The 20157-nt window shown below is 40.0% G+C and carries 20 protein-coding genes and 1 pseudogene; 19 read left to right on the forward strand and 2 right to left on the reverse strand.

Annotation, left to right across the window (positions count from 1 at the left end):
* Positions 1-11 precede the first annotated feature (11 nt).
* The 19 genes and pseudogenes from SD71_RS25925 (at position 12) to SD71_RS13835 (ending at position 17347) form a co-directional block, all read left to right on the forward strand.
* Positions 12-725, forward strand: a complete 714-nt coding sequence (locus tag SD71_RS25925; RefSeq protein WP_326998753.1) for a nucleoside-diphosphate sugar epimerase/dehydratase — start codon at positions 12-14, stop codon at positions 723-725.
* Complete coding sequence (locus SD71_RS25930; protein WP_326998754.1) at positions 700-1833, forward strand: UDP-N-acetylglucosamine 4,6-dehydratase family protein; 1134 nt, start codon at positions 700-702, stop codon at positions 1831-1833. Before SD71_RS25925 ends, SD71_RS25930 begins: the two co-directional genes overlap by 26 nt.
* A gap of 69 nt (positions 1834-1902) precedes the next feature.
* Positions 1903-2787, forward strand: a pseudogene (gene galU, locus SD71_RS13755) (UTP--glucose-1-phosphate uridylyltransferase GalU).
* Positions 2788-2847: 60 nt separating this feature from the next.
* Entirely contained in the window at positions 2848-3984 is a 1137-nt protein-coding gene (locus SD71_RS13760; protein WP_326998755.1) for a DegT/DnrJ/EryC1/StrS family aminotransferase, read from the forward strand.
* A gap of 5 nt (positions 3985-3989) precedes the next feature.
* The gene (locus SD71_RS13765) at positions 3990-4688 is read left to right on the forward strand and encodes a sugar transferase (RefSeq protein WP_041064177.1); all 699 of its coding nucleotides are present in this window, start codon (positions 3990-3992) and stop codon (positions 4686-4688) included.
* A 37-nt stretch (positions 4689-4725) separates the two neighbouring features.
* Positions 4726-5544: a glycosyltransferase gene (locus tag SD71_RS13770; RefSeq protein WP_052476254.1), complete on the forward strand. Its 819-nt coding sequence runs from the start codon at positions 4726-4728 to the stop codon at positions 5542-5544.
* Positions 5545-5554: 10 nt separating this feature from the next.
* Entirely contained in the window at positions 5555-6058 is a 504-nt protein-coding gene (locus SD71_RS13775) for a glycosyltransferase family 2 protein (protein ID WP_052476255.1), read from the forward strand.
* Positions 6059-6091: 33 nt separating this feature from the next.
* Positions 6092-6532: a hypothetical protein gene (locus SD71_RS13780; RefSeq protein ID WP_152619465.1), complete on the forward strand. Its 441-nt coding sequence runs from the start codon at positions 6092-6094 to the stop codon at positions 6530-6532.
* Positions 6533-6575: 43 nt separating this feature from the next.
* On the forward strand, positions 6576-6932 hold the full coding sequence (locus SD71_RS13785) for a glycosyltransferase (protein WP_041064183.1): 357 nt from the start codon (positions 6576-6578) through the stop codon (positions 6930-6932).
* A 50-nt stretch (positions 6933-6982) separates the two neighbouring features.
* The gene (locus SD71_RS13790; protein ID WP_052476256.1) at positions 6983-7669 is read left to right on the forward strand and encodes a glycosyltransferase; all 687 of its coding nucleotides are present in this window, start codon (positions 6983-6985) and stop codon (positions 7667-7669) included.
* A gap of 67 nt (positions 7670-7736) precedes the next feature.
* A complete protein-coding gene (locus SD71_RS13795) occupies positions 7737-9269 on the forward strand; it encodes a hypothetical protein (protein ID WP_152619466.1) in 1533 nt (510 codons plus the stop codon).
* Positions 9196-10425: a glycosyltransferase gene (locus SD71_RS13800; protein ID WP_082034248.1), complete on the forward strand. Its 1230-nt coding sequence runs from the start codon at positions 9196-9198 to the stop codon at positions 10423-10425. The genes SD71_RS13795 and SD71_RS13800 overlap by 74 nt, the downstream gene beginning before the upstream one ends.
* A complete protein-coding gene (locus tag SD71_RS13805) occupies positions 10422-11789 on the forward strand; it encodes a lipopolysaccharide biosynthesis protein (protein ID WP_041064191.1) in 1368 nt (455 codons plus the stop codon). The genes SD71_RS13800 and SD71_RS13805 overlap by 4 nt, the downstream gene beginning before the upstream one ends.
* 287 nt (positions 11790-12076) lie before the next feature.
* Positions 12077-13453 carry a UDP-glucose dehydrogenase family protein gene (locus tag SD71_RS13810; RefSeq protein WP_041064194.1) on the forward strand — a complete coding sequence of 459 codons (1377 nt, stop codon included), beginning with the start codon at positions 12077-12079 and terminating at the stop codon, positions 13451-13453.
* Entirely contained in the window at positions 13428-14459 is a 1032-nt protein-coding gene (locus SD71_RS13815; protein ID WP_041064198.1) for an NAD-dependent epimerase/dehydratase family protein, read from the forward strand. Before SD71_RS13810 ends, SD71_RS13815 begins: the two co-directional genes overlap by 26 nt.
* A 35-nt stretch (positions 14460-14494) precedes the next feature.
* On the forward strand, positions 14495-15154 hold the full coding sequence (locus SD71_RS13820; protein ID WP_041064201.1) for a hypothetical protein: 660 nt from the start codon (positions 14495-14497) through the stop codon (positions 15152-15154).
* Positions 15114-15794, forward strand: coding sequence for a hypothetical protein (locus SD71_RS13825; protein ID WP_041064204.1), 681 nt, complete (start codon positions 15114-15116; stop codon positions 15792-15794). The genes SD71_RS13820 and SD71_RS13825 overlap by 41 nt, the downstream gene beginning before the upstream one ends.
* A gap of 18 nt (positions 15795-15812) precedes the next feature.
* Positions 15813-16844, forward strand: a complete 1032-nt coding sequence (locus SD71_RS13830) for a stalk domain-containing protein (protein WP_041064207.1) — start codon at positions 15813-15815, stop codon at positions 16842-16844.
* A gap of 98 nt (positions 16845-16942) precedes the next feature.
* Complete coding sequence (locus SD71_RS13835) at positions 16943-17347, forward strand: hypothetical protein (RefSeq protein WP_041064210.1); 405 nt, start codon at positions 16943-16945, stop codon at positions 17345-17347.
* Positions 17348-17391: 44 nt separating this feature from the next.
* On the opposite strand, the gene SD71_RS13840 is transcribed toward SD71_RS13835, so the two are convergent.
* Both SD71_RS13840 and SD71_RS13845 read right to left on the reverse strand, forming a co-directional pair.
* Complete coding sequence (locus tag SD71_RS13840; protein ID WP_082034249.1) at positions 17392-18228, reverse strand: DUF2167 domain-containing protein; 837 nt, start codon at positions 18226-18228, stop codon at positions 17392-17394.
* Between the two features lie 65 nt (positions 18229-18293).
* Entirely contained in the window at positions 18294-20096 is a 1803-nt protein-coding gene (locus SD71_RS13845) for a TolB family protein (protein WP_041064213.1), read from the reverse strand.
* Between the last annotated feature and the right edge of the window lie 61 nt (positions 20097-20157).

Genomic DNA, 20157 nt, shown 5'->3' on the forward strand with positions numbered 1-20157 from the left:
TGAACGAACCAATGGCTGTGAAGAAGAAAATGAGGCTGCTGTTTCTCACAGATCTGATCATCATCTGGTTCAGCATCGTGACCGCTTATTTGTTCCGCTATAACGGGCACATTCCATCAGATGTTTTTGCTCACATGCTTATCTATAGCGTGATCTCCTGTGTCATCTGTGCAGCGAGCATGATTTATTTCCAGATGTACAGCAGGTTGTGGCAGTATGCGAGCATCGGAGAGTTATCCGCTATCTGTAAAGCCGTATTGTTTGGATGGGCTCTATCTTATGTCGTCACTTTCTTATTCGTGGATCAGGAACCGATGTCGGTCGCTTTTAGACAAATTCAAACGATGCTTCTGCTAATGGGCGGGGTACGTTTGGCTTGGCGGGTGCTGCGGATGAAAAAGAGTACCACCGACGATAACCGCTCGAACGTTCTTGTCGTGGGTGCCGGCGATTGCGGGGCTTTGATTGCAAAAGAATTAATGAATCCGACGCTGTCGGATCGTAAGCTAGTCGGTTTTATCGATGACGACCTCGGCAAGCTGGGGCTGCGTGTCATGGGGTTTCCCATCATCGGTAATCGGTGCTCGATACCCACTGCTGTCAAAGCATACGACGTCAAAGAAATCATCATTGCCATGCCTTCTGCTCCTAAGCGAGATTTCGGACATTATCAATCTTTGTATACCGACAGGTGCCAAGGTGAAAATCATCCCGGCGATCAATGACCTGATTAGCGGAAAACTATCATTTAGCGCGATTCGCGACGTTATGGTGGAAGATTTGCTGGGAAGGGATCCCGTCGTCATCGACTCTGATGGAATCTCCAGTAATCTCACCGATAAGACCGTACTTGTCACCGGAGCGGGAGGCTCTATCGGATCAGAGCTTTGCAGACAGATCGCGGGCTTCTGCCCGGAGAAGCTGCTGCTTCTGGGTCATGGCGAGAACAGCATCTATACGATCGAGATGGAGCTGCGCAGAAATTTCCCCGAGCTGAACATCGAGCCGATCATTGCAGACATTCAAGACCGCAGCCGGATTGATGAAGTCTTTGAAATACATAGACCGAATGTTGTTTTTCATGCAGCAGCACATAAGCACGTGCCTTTGATGGAGCGCAACCCATCCGAAGCGGTCAAAAATAACGTCTTCGGCACCAAAACCGTTGCCGATGCCGCGGACTTATATGGAGCAGAGCGTTTTGTGCTCATCTCTTCCGACAAGGCGGTTAACCCGTCCAGTGTAATGGGAACGACGAAACGCATTGCCGAAATGTATATCCAGAGCCTGAATATAAAAAGCAAAACTAAGTTCGCATCGGTACGGTTCGGAAATGTATTGGGAAGCCGGGGCAGCGTTATCCCTCTGTTCAAGGAACAGATCGCTAGGGGAGGCCCTGTGACTGTGACTCATCCGGAGATGGTCAGATATTTCATGACCATTCCTGAAGCGGTGCAACTGGTTATCCAAGCGGGCGCACTGTCTAATGGTGGGGAAACCTTCCTTTTGGATATGGGAGCACCGGTAAGGATCCTAGATTTGGCCGAGGATTTGATCCGACTGTCCGGATTCGAACCGCATGTGGATATTCCGATCGAGTTTACCGGCATCCGCAATGGGGAGAAGTTGTTCGAGGAGCTTTTGCTGAGTGAAGAAGAGGTTGCAGCAACGCAGCACGAACGTATTTTCACGGGGAAGCCGGCTCTATTAAATCATTTCGAGTTGGAATTGCAGTTTGCACGGTTAGAGCGAGTATTGGCTAAAGAACGCAGTGCTGTCAAAGGTGTTCTCGAGGATATGGTTCCATCTGCATATCGGGGACTAGTTATATAAAAGCGAGTGTCCCCTGAGAAATCAGGGGTCAAGTTATAAATGACACATCATAGGAGGCTTACATCAATTATGAAAGTACGCAAAGCAATTATTCCAGCAGCAGGCCTCGGAACAAGATTCCTGCCGGCCACGAAGCTATGCCAAAAGAGATGCTCCCGATTGTTGATAAGCCGACTATTCAATACATCGTTGAGGAAGCAGTAGCCTCCGGGATCGAGGACATTATTATCGTTACAGGCAAAGGAAAAAGAGCAATCGAGGACCATTTCGACAATTCGTTTGAGCTCGAACAAAACCTGTTAGAAAAAGGGAAACTTGAGCTGCTAAATGAAGTGCAAAAGTCCTCCAAAATGGTCGACATCCACTACATTCGCCAGAAAGAAGCGAAAGGATTGGGACATGCGATATGGTGCGCTCGTAAGTTTATAGGAGATGAGCCGTTCGCAGTATTGCTAGGTGATGACATTGTTAAGGCGGATAAGCCTTGCTTGAAGCAGATGATGGACAAATATGAACGGTATAACTCCAGCATAATCGGTGTACAGTGGGTACCGGATAATGAAGTATCAAGGTATGGAATTGTAGACGGTAAGGCAATAGATAACAGCTTTTACAGCGTGAGAAATTTGGTTGAAAAACCAAAAAAAGGAAGACGCACCTTCAAACCTAGCAATCATGAGACGCTACATTTTAAGCTCTGAAATCTTTGATATTCTCGAAAATCAAAATCCTGGTGCCGGTGGAGAAATCCAGCTTACAGATGCAATTGCTAAATTGAATGAGTACGAAGAAGTCTACGCCTATAATTTTGAAGGCACTCGCTATGACGTTGGCGAAAAAATGGGCTTTATCAAAACCACTATTGAGTTTGCGCTGCAGCGTGAGGATTTAAGAAAAGGTTTATTGCAATACCTTTCCAAAGTTGTTGAAGACAATTTAATTATCAAAAAATAAAAGCACCTAGCGGACTTTCAGCGTTAAACCACTTCTTGATTGAGGGGGACGATAATTTTCATGGTTAATCTGGCAAGAGACAAAATCAAGATGGATAAGATATATCTCTCCTCGCCACACATGAGTGATGAAGGATTTGAGATGCAATATGTAAAACGTGCTTTTGAAACAAACTGGATAGCACCGCTTGGAGAAAACGTAAATGAGTTTGAAAAAGAAATTGCCGCAAAGGTTGCTGCAAAAGCAGCTGCGGCATTATCCTCGGGAACCGGTGCTATTCACTTAGCGCTTAAAGCAGCTGGAGTAGGTGAAGGGGACATTGTTTTCTGTTCGACTCTGACGTTCTCGGCAACAGCTAACCCTATCATTTATCAAAATGCTATCCCTGTCTTCATAGATAGTGATTATGAAACGTGGAATATGTGTCCTAAAGCATTAGAACAAGCATTTGGGAAGTATCCTAATGTGAAGGCAGTTATCGTAGTTCATTTATATGGTATGGCTGCAAACTTGGATAGAATAGTTGAGCTTTGTAAGCAGCATAATGTTGTTTTAATAGAAGATGCCGCGGAATCATTAGGCACTTATTACAAAGGTAAGCACACCGGGACGTTCGGAGATTACGGGATCTTCTCTTTTAATGGGAATAAGATCATCACCACATCAGGCGGTGGAATGCTTGTCTCTGATAATGAGGAGAGAGTTGCTAAGGTTAGATTTTGGGCTACACAAAGCCGGGACCAAGCAAGGCATTATCAACATAGCGAATTAGGTTTTAATTATCGCATGAGTAATGTTTTGGCTGGGATTGGTAGGGGGCAGCTGAAGGTTTTAGATCAGAGGGTCAAGAAAAAGAAGTACATTTTTGACTTTTATTACAGAGAGTTAGGTTCACTTCAAGGTGTAGAATTCATGCCTTGCAATGATTGGAATGAGCCGAATTTTTGGTTAAGCTCAATGACCTTGAATGGTAAAGTGAAGCCAAATGATCTAGTGGAAGCTTTAGAAAAAGAAAACATCGAGTCACGGCCGATTTGGAAGCCAATGCATATGCAACCGTTTTTCCAAAAGTTCGATTATATTGGCACGGATGTATCGGAAAAGTTGTTTGAGAATGGTGTTTGCTTACCGTCAGATACGAAGATGACGGATACGGATCTGCATAGAGTTGTAGCGACAATTAAGAAGTTATGGTGAGTTAAATGAAAACTTATAATGTTGGTTTTTATAGTAGATTTATCAAACGACCGATGGATATTATGTTATCTTTGATGGCAATTATTATCTCAAGTCCAGTACTAATAATTGTTGCTTTGTTGACAAGGGCTAAGTTAGGTAGTCCAGTGTTATTCAAACAGAAAAGACCAGGTCTAAATGAGAATCTTTTTACCATGTATAAGTTTCGAACTATGACAAATGAAACGGATGAGAAAGGCAGATTATTGCCGGATCATCTTCGCCTTACAAAGTTTGGGAAGTTCTTACGTTCCACATCACTTGATGAGTTACCGGAGCTTTTTAACATCTTGAAAGGTGATATGTCAATCGTTGGGCCTCGACCTCAGCTAGTAAGGGACATGGTCTTTATGACTTCGGAACAAAGGGAGAGGCATAGTATTTTACCTGGACTCACTGGATGGGCACAAGTCAATGGAAGGAACACTATTACATGGGAAGAAAAGCTATCTCTTGACTTACATTACGTTCATGGCATTACATTCATACGAGATTGGAAAATAATCGTTATGACTGTCGCTAAAGTATTTAAAAGAGATGGAATAAGTGCAACCGGTATGGATACTGCAGAAGACTTTGGTGTTCATTTATTGCGGGAAAAGAAGATAACTGAAGCTCAGTTCTCTGCTGCTATCCAAGAGACTCATAGGTTAGTAAATAGTTAGCCAGCTGTGAAAGTTGATTTATGAGAGGTAAGATTTTGTGGAAAAATACAGTGTCTTAATGTCTCTTTATATAAAAGAAAAACCAGAGTTTCTTAAGCAGAGTATTGATAGTATGTTAAATCAGACAGTGATGCCTGATGAGATCGTTATCGTTAAAGATGGACCATTAACAGATAAATTGAATCAGGTACTTGAAGACTATAATCGTAATTATCCAGAGTTATTTAACATTGTTGTGAGTGAGAAGAATATAGGCTTAGGATTAGCACTAAACCTTGGCTTATACAATTGTAAAAATGAACTTGTGGCTCGAATGGATACAGACGATATTTCGATAGCTGAAAGATGTGAGAAACAGTTAAACGCGTTTGAAGAAAATAAAGAGCTAGTTATAGTTGGCACTATGATAGATGAGTTTTATAACGATCCAACGGAGATCAAATCATCAAGAATTGTTCCTACAGCGCATCATGAAATATATGAGTTTGCTAAGAGAAGAAGCCCATTTAATCATCCAACGGTTATGTATAAAAAGAGTAAGGTACTAGAGTGTGGCGGGTATAGTGACTTAAAACGTAACCAAGATGTGGATTTATTTGGACGAATGTTATTCAACGGCTTTAAGGCTAGCAATTTGAACGAAGTACTGCTCAAATTCCGCTCTAATGATGCGTTGTCTAAACGTCGTCGAAGTTGGGAGAATACCAAAAGTTATATTGGAACAATTCATAAATTCCGAAAAATGGGATATTCTAATTTTTCTGATTATGTAGTAGTTGCCATTGCTCAATTAGCTATGTTTGTTTGTCCGATCACTATACAGACTTGGCTGTATAAGCAGTATTTGCGAAGTTAAGGGGTGTCTTATGAAAGTATCTGTAGTAATCCCTGTTTTTAATGCTGAGCAGTTTCTGAGCAAGTGTTTAGATAGTGTGAAAAATCAAACGTACAATAACTGGGAAGCAATAGCAATTGATGACGGCTCAAGTGACGGGAGTTACACAATATTATCGAAATACGCTTTAGATGATAATCGATTTAAAGTTAGTACACACGCAAATCAAGGCCCGGGTTATACAAGAAATAGAGCAATTTCACAAGTAACAGGGGATTATGTCGTTTTTCTTGATGCTGATGATTACATAGATAGTCATTACTTTGAGAAATTAATTAAATGTATAGAAGAAAACCAGTCTGATGTTGTGTTTATTGATGCATTACAGGAGAAACCTTCTGGAGAACTAATTAGAGTTGAATACATGTCAAAATATAAAGGCTGCTCGAAAGAAGAATTAATAAGAAGTCAAATGACTGGCAAAATGCCATGGGGGGGGGGTGGCGTAAAGCAGTCAAGAGTTCAATTATATTAGACAACGAAATTCAATATACGAATGATGTTGTTGGTGAAGAAGCTCTTTTTCAGCTTTAAAGTATTAAAGATTTCAAATATCATATCTTTTATTGATAAGCCGTTTTACCATTATGTTAATTATCCAAATAGTCAATCGAAAAAGGGAAATGATGATCCATGGGGTGATGTATGTAATAAAATTGAGCATCACTTAACAGAGAACCACCTTTTGGAACAATATAAATCTACACTCAACAGCTTTAGATTCACTGCACTAGTTGTTTCCATATATCGAAAAACACAAAATTATAAATTCATTGAAGCTTTAAATCAAAGCAAAAAAGGATTATCAATCTTTAGAAAAACATATGGTTTTGAGTTAGACAAAGATAGTTTAGAGAATCGGGTCCGGTACCTTATTCCACTTGCAAAGATGAATTTTGTTGTAGCATTTGTTGTAATCGCAAAAATCAAATCAATTTTTAAACAATAGTTTATCTAAGTATTCAACAAGCTAGGGGATGCCATTTGCAAATATGAAAAATATTGTTTTCATAGGTTTTTTACCTGGGTTTGGTGGAGCAGAAAAATCAATGATTATGTTAGCTAATAGTTTAGCTAAATCAGGCAATAAGGTAACCATCATTTCCTTAAAAGATAATAATGTTGTTTACGAGATAGATAAAAGAGTCAATTATATTTTTATCCCAGATCGTGCGGGCAATAAATTATATAAGCAGTTTCACAGGCTTAAACACTTAAAAAATAAACTTGCTGAGATTAGACCCAATATAGTTATTTCATTCTGGCTACAACCAGCTATATTTTCAGTCATACTCTCTAAATTCATAGGATTTAAAAAACGTATATTCGGAACGAGGGGATCCTTCTGATAAACAATATCAAGGATGGCTAGGATGGTTAAGAAGTATCTTTTTTTTCTATGATCGATGGGTTTGTATTTCAGACGCAGGGGGCGCAGCGATATTTTCCACACTCAATACAAAAAAGAAGTGTAGTAATTAACAATCCGGTCTATATGAAGTTTGATGACTATCGTATACCCAACGAAAGAAGAAAAGTTATTGTTAATGTCGGTAGACTACATAAACAAAAAAATCAGAGATTAATCATAAATGCGTTTGCAAAAATCAGTAATGATTTTCCTGAATATACACTTGAGATTTATGGGGAAGGAGAGCTTAAGAGGGAGTTAGAAACGCAAATAAATGATCTGAAACTAAGTGATAGAGTTAGCCTAAAGGGGACAACAAAAAATCTCATGAATGAAATTGTAAATGCATCATTGTTTGTTTTATCTTCAGATTATGAAGGAATGCCTAATGCTTTGATGGAAGCCATGGCTCTTGGCATACCTAGTATCTCAACAGATTGCAAACCGGGTGGTGCAAGAGAGTTAATTAATTCAGGGATAAATGGCTTTCTGTGCAATAGAAATTCAGAAGACGAGTTATCTGAATGTATGAAATACATACTTGAGAACCCTTCAAAAGCAACAGATATGGGTATACAAGCAAAGGCGATTTGTACTACTCATTCAACTAATGAAGTTTTCAATAAATGGGAAAAGTATTTACTTTCAGTTTGTTCAGCGAAACTTTTTTCATAGTTATGTTTTTGACATAGTCAGTAAGTGCAGGGGCGTTTCGCAGCAGAATATGATGAACGAGGTTACTATGAGACAGTTATATCTAAGCCAAAAGCCAGAATACTATTCTGTTGGTAAACTTTATCTTATGCTCCTTTTAGTTTGTTCATCATTGCTTATATCTTTCTATCTAGGTTCTGAGGAAAGAGAAGCTGGCTATGAACAACTATATCTACTGCCATTTGTATATGCGGTCATTATGATAGTTTTTCACAAGTATTTTAAATATAGTTTTAATTCCTTAGGGCTTTCAGTGTTTAACGGAATAGAATTTATTAGGTACGTGTTCACACCTTGGTTTATGGTCTATACGGGCTTTTATGGCTCTACATATTACCCCAACCCTACTTATGATGCCAAGAGTATAGCAGTGTACATCATGTTGTATGAATTGATTGCCGAATACACCTTAGCTTACTTTCTACTTAGAAATGTACTTTCCCGACCCCAAAGACAACATCATGAACACTCAACGACGATTAAGACGTACGAACATAGATGGCTATTATTTCTGGCAGCTGTTATTTTGATTGTATTTTCTACATTGACTAATTTTAGTGGAAATAATTATAGATACCAGATATTTGGTTACTTTAGTCCTGATACTGGATCTAATTATGTATTGGGTGAACTCGCACTGCAGTGTTCAACTGTGTTGATTTTTATGTTCGTTTCATTGCCGGCATTGATGAAATATGTCAAGACCAGAAATGTTTATTATGCTGCACAATTTTTATGTGCATCAATACTATTTGTAGGCATTAATTTTGGCGATGTGAGACTGTTCTTTGTAATTAAAGCATTAATTGTTATTTCGCTAATATTAAAATATTTTCGTAAAATTTCAAGAATTATACTGATCATCTTGATTGTTTTCGTTGCATTTGTGAGCATTCTCGTCATGACATTGGATGATGAAAATGCATCCCATGGGTTATTCTATTTGACAGGTACCGACTCGGAGAGGGACACCTATGCATATACTCTACAGAAATATTTCTCTGGTCCATACAATCAGGCGAAATCAGTTGATTTAAAGAATTCAAATATAGTACCTATCGAATACAATGGGATTGAATTATTGTTAAATGATATTTCAAATAATACTTTCCCACTTACATTACTAAAAATTGACCCTATGAACACCACTAAAATAATGTTCAATTACCTATTATATAGTAATCATGAAAAAGCCACGCAAATAATTCCCTTAGCTGGACAAGGTATGCTGTACTTTGGATACCTGGCTGCTCCTTTTCCAACCTTGTTCTTATATGGATTGTTGTGCATATTAGAAAGACGGAAATCAGACAGTGCAAAGGAGCAAAGTTGTTATCATTACGTGGCTCTGACGTTTTATATTTTGTACCTTGGTTGCATGCATATGTATAATATTTCGATTATCTCGGGGATGGTTATCAATGTGTTGTTTCCCGTTCATTTGATTGTATTGTTACAGGAAAAATTAATTAGAATGAGGAATCGAGATGAAAATTTTGTTTGTGATTTCAAGCCTAACAAGTGGAGGCGCAGAACGGGCGCTAGTCTCCATGTTGAATAAAATCAATTTTGAATATTACGAGGTAGACTTGTTAATTTTATCGGACGATAATTTTTATCTTTCTCAATTAACAACAAATGTAAATATAAAACACTCACCAGTGGAAGTTAAAATGTTGTTTTCACCTTTAAGAAAGGCAGCTTGGATATCTATAAAACAGAAGCAATGGAAATTTATTAAGGCTAAAATTGAAATTGCTTTTAGATCTAAGATCTATAAGCTGTTAAACCAGCATCAAAAGTTATATGAGCTTTGGAATATTCAGAATAAATTAATTCCCACAATCGATGGTGTATACGACGTTGCTGTAGGATATTTACAAGGAGTATCAATTTACTTTGTTGTTGATAAAGTTAAGGCAAGAAAAAAGATCGGGTGGATTCACAATGACTATCGATTGTCCAATATGAATAACACATATGACGAGAAGTTTTTTAACACACTAGATGCTATATATTCTGTATCATTGGCAAGCAAGGAAAGCTTTTTGTCAGTTTTTCCGCAATTAAGTAATAAAATCAAAACAATGTACAATATTGTCACAGAAGATGTTATAAGACAGAGATCGGAAGAAGAAGTAGTATTTGATACTACATATGAAGGCGTTGTAATTGTTACTGTAGGAAGATTACACCCACAAAAAGGATACGATATTGTAGTAAAAGTTTGTGAGAAACTTTGTAAAGATAATGTTGAATTTAAGTGGTATGTAATCGGCAAGGGGCCTTTACAAAAGGAAATTTTGAAAAAAGCAGTTCAATTAGGAGTCTCACATAGACTAATACTACTAGGTGAAAAAGAGAATCCCTACCCGTATGTAAAAGCCTGTGATGTTTATGTGCAGCCTTCTATAGCTGAAGGCTTTGGTATTGCTGTTCAGGAGGCTAAAATTTTAAACCGTCCAATTATTGTAACAGATTGTCCTGCAATGAAAGAGCAAATACAGCATCTACATAATGGATTAGTTGTTAGAAAAAATGCTGAGAGTGTCTATGAAGCACTGAAACTACTGATAGAAAACCCCACGATGCGTAAACAATTCACTGATACTCTCAGCCATAGTCAATATTCTTCAGAGAGGGAGATGCAGACTTTATATCAAGCCCTTGGTGACAGTGATACATTTTCAAAACAAGAAGGAAAACTTGTTACATGAAAAGTAGAAGAACAGCTGCTGTTAAAAATATTATTGTGATCACAATATACCAGTTGTTCACAATAATTCTGGGGTTTATTATTCCGAAATTATTTTTAACCACATATGGTCCGTCTATTCACGGCCTTACGTCATCCATTACAAATATAATGAATTATGTTCTACTACTAAATGCTGGATTAAATATAGCTTCTACACAATCACTCTACGAACCATTAAGCCAGAATAACATAAAACGCATTAACGAAGTTTTAAATGCAATAAAATTGTATTATTACAACACCGGAATAGTGTTATTTATTGTCATAACAATAATTGCGACTATATTACCGGTATTGATAAATGATGTACCAAGAGAAACTGTATTTTGGCTGATGCTTGTTATGGGTTTACAGACTACTTTGGATTGTTTTCTTTTGAGCAAATACCGAGTCTTACTACAAGCTGATCAGAAATTATATATTTCATTTATTTTTAGCATCATTGTATTGGTATTAAGAGGTACTATTCAAATTGTATTAATATCAAATAATTACTCCGTCGTAGCTGTACAGTCTATTCCTGCCTTACTGCAGCTTATTACAATGTTACTACAGAATATGTATGTTCGATATTATTACCCAATGTTAGATGGTAAAGTAAAGCCGGATAAAACGGCATTGGCAAAGCGATGGTCAGCTTTTGTGCACCAAATTTCAGGATTAATTGTGAATAATAAAGATATACTACTGCTGACCACAACTGGAAACATGATTTTAGTCAGTATATATAGTGTTTATCAATTGGTATTTTCACAGCTTTATAATTTAATGACAACTGTATTTTCACAGGGAAGTGTAGCTGGTTTTGGTCACTTACTGGCTTCAGGTAGTAAGGAATCTTTAAGATCAAACTATAGTACTTATGAATACATTTACTTTATATTTATATCTATTGTTTATTCAATAACCGCCATAATGATATTACCTTTTGTCAACTTATTTACTGCGGGAGTAGAGGATGTATACTATGTCGATCCAAAACTTGCTGTATTATTCATAATTATTGGAATGTTAAATAACTTTAGAGTTCCAGGAGTCACGCTTATAAATGCTGGAGGTTATTATAAAGAAACACAGTGGCGAGCGATAACTGAGGCGCTTATTAATTTATCCAGCTCATTAGTATTTATGCAATTCATGGGGGTGTATGGAATATTATTGGGGACGGTTGTCTCATTCATCTATAGGACTATTGATACTTTAATTTTTAGTAACAAGCATATACTCAACCAATCCCCTAATCATTCCATACTGCGTTCATTGCGTGTAATTGCTGTTGTAGTATGCAGTATTATTTTTTTTTCATTTTGTTTTTCCAATTGAAGTACAATCTTGGACTAATTGGTTAATCAAAGGGATTATCGTTGGAATATTTTCTGTTATAATATCTACTATTTTTAATTTTATTTATGAATACCAAGAAGGAAGCAATATATACTTTCTACTCAAGGGAGTCTTAACTACTAAAAAAAAAGATCACATATGGCCAAGAGAGAAGTCCAAAAAAATGAAATTTAATATGATTCTAATTAACACTAAACAGTTACAAAAGTGGATTGGATTATCATACCAGTATTGTTCATCTTCCAAACTAAGGAGAATGATTACCTATGTATAAAATTGCCGTTGCAGGAACAGGGTATGTAGGTTTAGTGGCGGGTGTATGTTTTGCTGAAGTGGGCCATCAAGTGACATGTGTAGACATTGATGAGAAAAAAGTAGCTTTAATGAAGTCTGGAGTTTCTCCTATTTATGAAGCTGGTTTAACAGAATTAATGCTCAAGAATTATGCAAGCGGAAGAATCGATTATACAACAGATTATAAATCAGCTTACAAGGATGCGGATGCGATCTTTATCGGTGTGGGTACTCCTGAACAGCCGGACGGTTCGGCAAATCTGTCACATATCGCGACTGTTGCAAGACAAATTGCCGAAACGATTGAAAAGGACTGTCTTGTAGTTGTAAAATCTACGGTCCCGGTTGGCACAAATGATAAGGTGGAACAGTTTATCCAGGACTTTCTGATCCGCGACGTGAAAGTAGACGTGGCCTCCAATCCTGAGTTCTTGGCACAAGGCTCTGCCGTGGATGATACACTGCATGCGGAAAGAATAATTATTGGTACCGAAAGCAAGTGGGCTGAAGAGCTGCTAACGAAAATCTATAGGCCTTTTCATATACCTATAGTTTCTGTAAATAGAAGATCGGCAGAGATGATCAAATATGCATCGAATGATTTCCTTGCACTTAAAATTTCTTATATGAATGATATCGCCAACCTTTGCGAATTGGTTGGTGCGGACATTCAAGACGTTGCAATAGGGATGAGTTTCGATGAGCGTATCGGAAATAAATTCCTTAATGCGGGCATTGGCTTTGGGGGATCTTGTTTCCCTAAAGATACAAAAGCTTTGGACTATATTGCAAGACAGCATGGTTATGAATTGAAAACCGTTAAGGCTGCTATTGATGTTAATAAACAACAAAAGCGGGTCTTATACGAAAAAGCTAGCAAAAGACTTATTACATTTAATGGGTTGAAGGTAGCGGTTTTAGGTTTAACCTTTAAGCCTGGTACAGACGATCTCAGGGAAGCGGCGTCTCTTGCGAATATTCCTTTATTATTAGAGCAAGGCGCAGATATCTATGCGTATGATCCTGTTGGAGCGGACAACTTTGAAAGACTATATCCAGCAGGTAAGAATGGCACAGGTAGCATTACCTATGTTGCGAAAATTGAACATGCATTAAAAGATGCCAGTGTCTGCTTTATCTTTACCGAATGGGGAGAGATCAAAGCAGTATTGCCAGAAACCTATAAGAGTTTGATGAGAACTCCTTTGGTGTATGACGGGAGAAATATATATCATGTTCAAAAGATGCAGGACGCAGGCGTCGAGTATTACTCCATAGGAAGAAAACCTGCAAGAAAAGACGGGCTAAAGGAGTCGAAGAACTTTGAATTACAAACCTCTGGATCCTAGTAAAACATACCTTATCACAGGGGCGGCAGGGTTCATAGGATATTACTTATCAAGGAAACTACTGGATCAGGGCTGCCAGGTAGTTGGTGTAGATAATTTCAACGACTACTATGATGTTAATCTTAAATTTGCACGTTTGGAATTATTAAAACCTTATGAAAAATTTATGATTATAGAAGCGGATATTTCAGACAAGACAAACATTATGAATATCTTTGAAAACCATAAACCAGATGTAGTGGTGAATTTGGCTGCGCAAGCCGGAGTGCGTTATTCTATCGAGCATCCAGACGTATATATCCAAAGTAATATCATTGGTTTTTACAACATACTTGAAGCATGTCGGCATAGCCCTGTCGAACACCTTCTGTACGCTTCGTCTAGCTCGGTCTATGGTGCGAATAAGAAAGTACCTTTTGAAGAATCTGATTTTGTCGATAACCCCGTATCACTTTACGCATCGACAAAGAAATCAAATGAGTTGATGGCTCATACATATAGTCACCTATATAATATTCCGGCTACAGGACTTCGCTTTTTTACTGTCTATGGTCCAATGGGACGGCCAGATATGGCCTATTTTGGATTCACCGATAAGTATTTTTCCGGTCAGCCCATTAAGATTTTTAACAACGGTGATTTTGAAAACGACTTATATAGAGATTTCACGTACATTGATGACATTGTAGAGGGCATTGAGCGATTGCTTTGCAATCCTTCTGTTGGACATGATAATGTCCCTCACAAAATATTTAATATTGGGAACAAAAAGCCGGAAAAATTGATGGTATTTATTGAAAAGTTGGAGAAGTGTTTGAGTGATGCGCTAGGTAGAGAAGTTTTATTTGAGAAGGTGTTTGAGCCAATTAAGCCTGGTGATGTACCAGCGACTTACGCAAGTACTGATTTGTTGCAGAAAGCAGTAGGATTTCAGCCTAGCACATCGATTGAAGAAGGATTGCACAAGTTCGCACAATGGTATGTCGACTATTATAATGTGCAGTAAGAAATTTTCCTATGTATGGTAGAGAAGGTGACTGAATGCAAAAGAAGAGAAAGTTTATATGGAAAAGTTTAATGCTATGGTCCCTTGTTTTTATTCTAGCTACAGGAGTTTCAGGTCTGTTAGCGGTCAATTATTCTGCGAATAAAGTGATTGACGCTATGGCGAGAAGTATTGAGACGGAAATTACTGTAGAACCATCGTCTTCCAATCAATCTGCTCTACCAACAGTGACAGAGTCAAAAACCACAAGTATGAACCAAGGATCTGACTCTGTTGCCATCCAGCCTGGAGCTAGTCAGCAAAACGGACAGGCATCTTCAGTTAACACTAGTTCAGAGCAACCATCAGGTAAAGTGGACTCAGTTACTAGAGAGTCAGATAAGGTAGGGGTATATTCGTCAGAAGTATCCACAAATAAAGTGAAAGCAATTAAAGAGGAAGTGACAATCGCCGAGAAAGCAAGCGTTACTTCCATTCTAATGAGAAATCTCAACCTATCAGATCTTAAAATGTTACAGGAAATGGCTGGTGGCGGAATGACCGTAGATGAAAAACGTGATGCGCGAAAAGTGCTTTTAGAAAAGCTTAGTCCCGAAGAGTACAACAAGTTAGTGGCTATAGCTAAGAAATACGGTGTGAGTCGGGGGAAAAACTATGACGAAGCCGAGAAGGAAGAGGCCGAAGCTGCAAAATAGATACTTGCTGATGTCAGCTCTGTTAGTTATGGGAGTATTCACTGTTCTTTATATAGATATACGATCAACTTCTGAAATGCTAGTTTCGCAGGATCCCGAAAGTACTTCCACGTCAGAAGTTACACCTCAGAACGTACCTTCTAATAATGCATCAAGTGATCCACCGCAAACTTCGAAATCTCTTGAGCAACACGATCACCCCACGATGGCAACACGTTTTACAGAGTCGCCAACTTCCGACGACACCCCTAACAGTTACAGCAAACAAGAGCCCATATTTACCGAAAATCAAACTTCGGCCAAAAGCGAAATTGACAATCTATACGAATCCGAGATTAACTGGCTAAGAAGTGAATGTCAGTCAAAAAGTAACCAACTGTTACAAAAGATGATAAACGAAGTGAAGAGCAACGAGGAAGTGACGATAAAAACACTGCAGTCTAAGTTTCTTGGACAACTGTTAATAGCGGAAGCGGGCTGCGATGGCAGTTTTCAAACGATACTAAACAAGGCCACCGCTGATTATCAGGAGGCAGGTATTCCGGTAACCGACATGCCGGCTTGGAAGAGTCAATATCAGAAAGAGAAAGCCGCAGTTCGAGCATCGGCAATTGCCCAGCTGGCATCTGCAATCAAATAAGGAGAAGGAGATGTTAGCATGCATTTGAAACGGAAGTCTACAGTAGCAATGGTCGGGTTGGCCGTAGCTATTATATTGTTTTTCCATGTAACCATAGTTTCTGCGGCCTCAGGCACCGTAAAAGTGAAATCACAAGAGCTGCAACTGGTATTCGACGGTAAGACATTGGTGCTGCCTCAAGGTCAATACATATTTGCGGTTAAAGGTACCAATTACGTACCGTTACGCTTCTTCTCTTATGCCCTAAAAAAGAATGTTCAATGGAATGCCGATACGAGCACGGTAATGGTCACTGAGCCCACTAGTTTGGAGCTTCTTTTGCTGAATGAGTATTTGATGAACGCAATTGGTATGGAAGGAAAAGCTGCTGCCAAGGGTGGCGTCAATGTTTCCGTTACACCGATTCAAGCGAAGTTCAACTTTGAAGGCGAGACGAAGCCGATTCCGTCCGGGCAATCAGCGTATAGTTTCAATGGTTCGATATACGTCCCGGTTCGTTTCATGTCGGAATCCGTGGGGATCCAAATCCAATGGGATGGAAAAGCTGGTCGGGTTATCGCGGAATCGCCTGCTTTTGAACCGGCAAATGACGGAGCTCATACCGGACATGATGGTGATCACGGTGCATCAACAGGTGACGGACATACTGGAACCGGCACAGCAGGTGGCGGAGCGGGCAGCGGTGGAAGCGGTGGTGGAGCACTCCCTGGAACAGGTGCTGGCGGAGGCGCAGCGCCAATGACTTATGAAGCAATAACAACAAGCGCGGAATCCCGGTTACAGAGCTTGAAAACTGACTGCCAGAATCAGTTGCTGCCATTGGGTATGGACTTGATCCGTGGTGACAGCGGAAAAACGCAGCAGCAGTTGATCGACGAAATAAACGGCGTCATTAATCAATGCACCACACAGTTTAATCAAATTGTTAACGAAGCGGAGCGGCAGCTGACGGCTAATGGTCATAGTACGGCGATCATCGCAGAGTATCGGCAGGCATTCGAAGACCAGATGAATGAAGGCAAACAAATGCTCAAAGACTTGGCCGGCTAAGTGTGGGACTGAGTAGAACTCTAGCTCAATCTTTTGGTGAGTTTTGCCGATACCTATGTTATCATCGGCTCAATCCAACCGAAAAAGAGGTCGAATCCATGTCCAATGAACTGAATGTTGCGAACTGTCCCCGCTGCAACGCTATCTTCCAAATGAACTCGCGCAACTTATGTTCGAATTGCTCGGCAGAGGATGACCGCCAGCTTCATCTAATTGAGAGTATATTAAAGCGCAATCGGCATTTAACGACAGAGGAGGTAGCGGCCGCTGCATCGGTTCCGGCGGAAAGGATCCGGTCATGGATCCGCATCGGTAGAATCAGACTCTACGATTATCCTAATCTGACCGACACCTGCGATATGTGCGGAGGACCGCTTCGCAAAGGCAAGCTCTGTGCTAGCTGCACCACGAAGCTTGAGAATGACATTGCCCGCATGAATGAGCAGGAACAATTGATGAAAGAACGTTTGCGCGCAGCGAACAATTACATATCGAAAAAGTAAAAGGGCTTCTGCCTCACGGAATTCCTAAAGACAAAAGCCCATGATTACGACAACCTATTAGAGTTTTGGTTCGGTTTTTCTTCTTCATTAACGGCCGGTACTTGTTGTTCCTGAGTGTCGGCTTTTAGTTTTCTGGATCTTCCTCGTAAAAAACTCCATAAACCTGCACCCGCAGCAACGATGACGATTCCGAACTTTTTAGCGAAAACCGCAATGAGAGCGAGGAGGCCAAGCTTTTTGGCTGCCACGACTCCTACTCCACCGAGAATGAGCCCCGTTAATCCATAGCCGGCTTTCTCATCCGTAGATTCATCGAAATCGTCGTAACGCTGTCCTTCTTTTACAACCAAATTGCTCAGCACCAGATCATTTATTGCAGTTGCATGTTCTTGCAAATGGGCCGGATCTGTAACAAGGATGACCGACATATTACCGACTCGGGTCAAGATTCTGACGTTCTGATTAACGATGGGGTTGTTATTGCCATCATGCGCTCTAAGCGTCCAGGACAATGTGCGGCTGGGCTCATCATAACTAGGCGGCAGCTCCCACCCATCGATAAACAGATGATCCGCAGGGTTCTCAAGCTGTTTGTTTTGCTCTTCCGTACCATCTTTATAGCTTTGCAATAGGGCGTCCGCATCGATGCTGTCTTTTTCATCGTCCGTTATGTGTCCGTCCTCTTCATATTGAAAGTAGACGGCCCAATCGTCATCGACCGGGTACACCGAAGCGATGTCTAGTTCGGACGAAACACTGCCATTCTCGTCTAGATAATTACGGGTATTCTCGGCATCCAAATAATCCAAGGCGGGGTCCAACTTCAGTTCGGCAATGGAACCAATCTCAACCTTTTGACCGGTTCCCTCAACCCAATCAATAACTTAGACTTCCGTTTCCATACAGAAAAAGATGCCCCAAAAGAGGCATCTTGAGCTGCGTTGCATCACTTTCCAGGTTCCAGAGATTCGCCCTTTATCAATGGCTTCGTATACACGACTTCGACAATTTGTGAATAATCCTTGTAATCGTCACTTTTTGATAACGTGAGCTTGATCAGTTCCCCGCCTTCTTTTCTTTCTCCGATGAGGCTGGAATCAGTGAATTCAGTTATATTAAACTCTGCCGTCTCCATGTTTTTCGCGTAAGTTTCCAACAGTTCCTTAGGGTCGGTATTTGTAGCATAACGGATTTCGTTCATTTCCAAATCGTCTAGATACGTAGTTTCCATATAGAAGACGGGGTCTTTTTCCCATATTGGGATTGGTATCGGGAACACTTTGATGAACCGGTAAACATCATCGTACAGATAGATGATATTGTTGACCTTAGCTAACGCGATCCCCGTGTTCCCGGCCTCATCCATAAACTCAAACAGGAAGATCGAGTTTTTACGGAATGTGTACTCAAAAGAGCCTCCGTTATTCGTAACCGTCACCGGCTCACTTGGGATCAATGTGGCTGTCACAGGTTTCGTTGTAAGACCAGTATTGCTATATTGAATTGTTGCTGTCGGTGCAATTTTGTCAATGGTGACCATAGCAGTTGCACTGCCTGTGTTCCCTGTAGCATCGACAAATTGAAAGGTAAAACTGCCGCTTTGTGTAAAAGTGTACGTCATGGAACCCCCGTTGTTGGTTACCGTGACCGGCTCACTAGGTTTCAGAGTAGCGACAATATCCTGATTTGCTGTAACCCAAGGGTTGTATTGAATCGTCCCGGTTGGCATGAAATCGTACACATAGACGTCCCAATAGCCATTACGGTCATCGATCCAGGCGATGGTGTTCCCGGAAATGGCCAGGTTTCTGACCTCAGGAACTGAAGTATAATTGGTGATCTGCGTTTCTTGCTGGGTATCCAAATCATACAAGTAAATCTGGCTCCAGTAATTCTGGGTATAGACGATTTTATTACCGTCAATCGCATAAGCATGCACATTGCGAGGAAAAGAAATAAGCGTTTGTTGGTTAGTCTTCAAATCATACATATAAATGGAGCCATAATTCTCCCAGATGACTCTATCTCCGCTAATGGTATGATAAGAGATACTGCTGCTGGTTGAGCTGCTGTAGTTGGTGATCTGTTTCTTCTGATTAGTGCTAAGATCATACACATAAAGGTTATCCGCCTTTATTTGACTTTGCCACGCATATTCTTTCCAAAGGATTTTATCTCCACTGATAACAGGGGTTTTCTTAATCGATGTATCATTCGTGATCCTCGTTTCTTGGTTGGTGCTCAAATCGTACACGTAGATCTGCGTGTAGTAATTACGTTCATCGAGCCACACGATTCTGTTTCCATCTATATCGGGGTCTGATTGGTCAGTGGGATTCGAACCGTACCTGGCATATGCTAACCTTGTCTGCTGATTTGTGCTTAGATCCTCCATGTAAATGTCCCAATCTCCATTTCGATCATCCATCCAAACAACATGGTTGCCGGCTATTGCAGGACTAGATTGATTTGATCCATATTGAGCCGACACTGTCGACTTTTGATTGCTTATTAAATCGTACATGAAGATATCGTTGTCTCCATAATCTCGATCCGTCCAGACGAGTTTGTTCCCATCAAGTGCAAGAGTCCCTAGATGCGTCTCGTTAAATGTGATTTGCCGTTCATTACCTGCAGCAAACCCGGTGGGGATCATGATACAGAAAGAAAACACCACCATCAGCAACACCAATACATATCTAACGAAAACCATGCGATCAGACTTCTTTACGACAGCCGTTCTCTCCATACTCTCCTATTCACTCTCCTCATTAATCAACTCATGTACGACAACGATAGCCCAGCGAAAT

It is taken from the genome of Cohnella kolymensis (assembly GCF_000829465.1).
Lineage (GTDB): Bacteria > Bacillota > Bacilli > Paenibacillales > Paenibacillaceae > Cohnella > Cohnella kolymensis.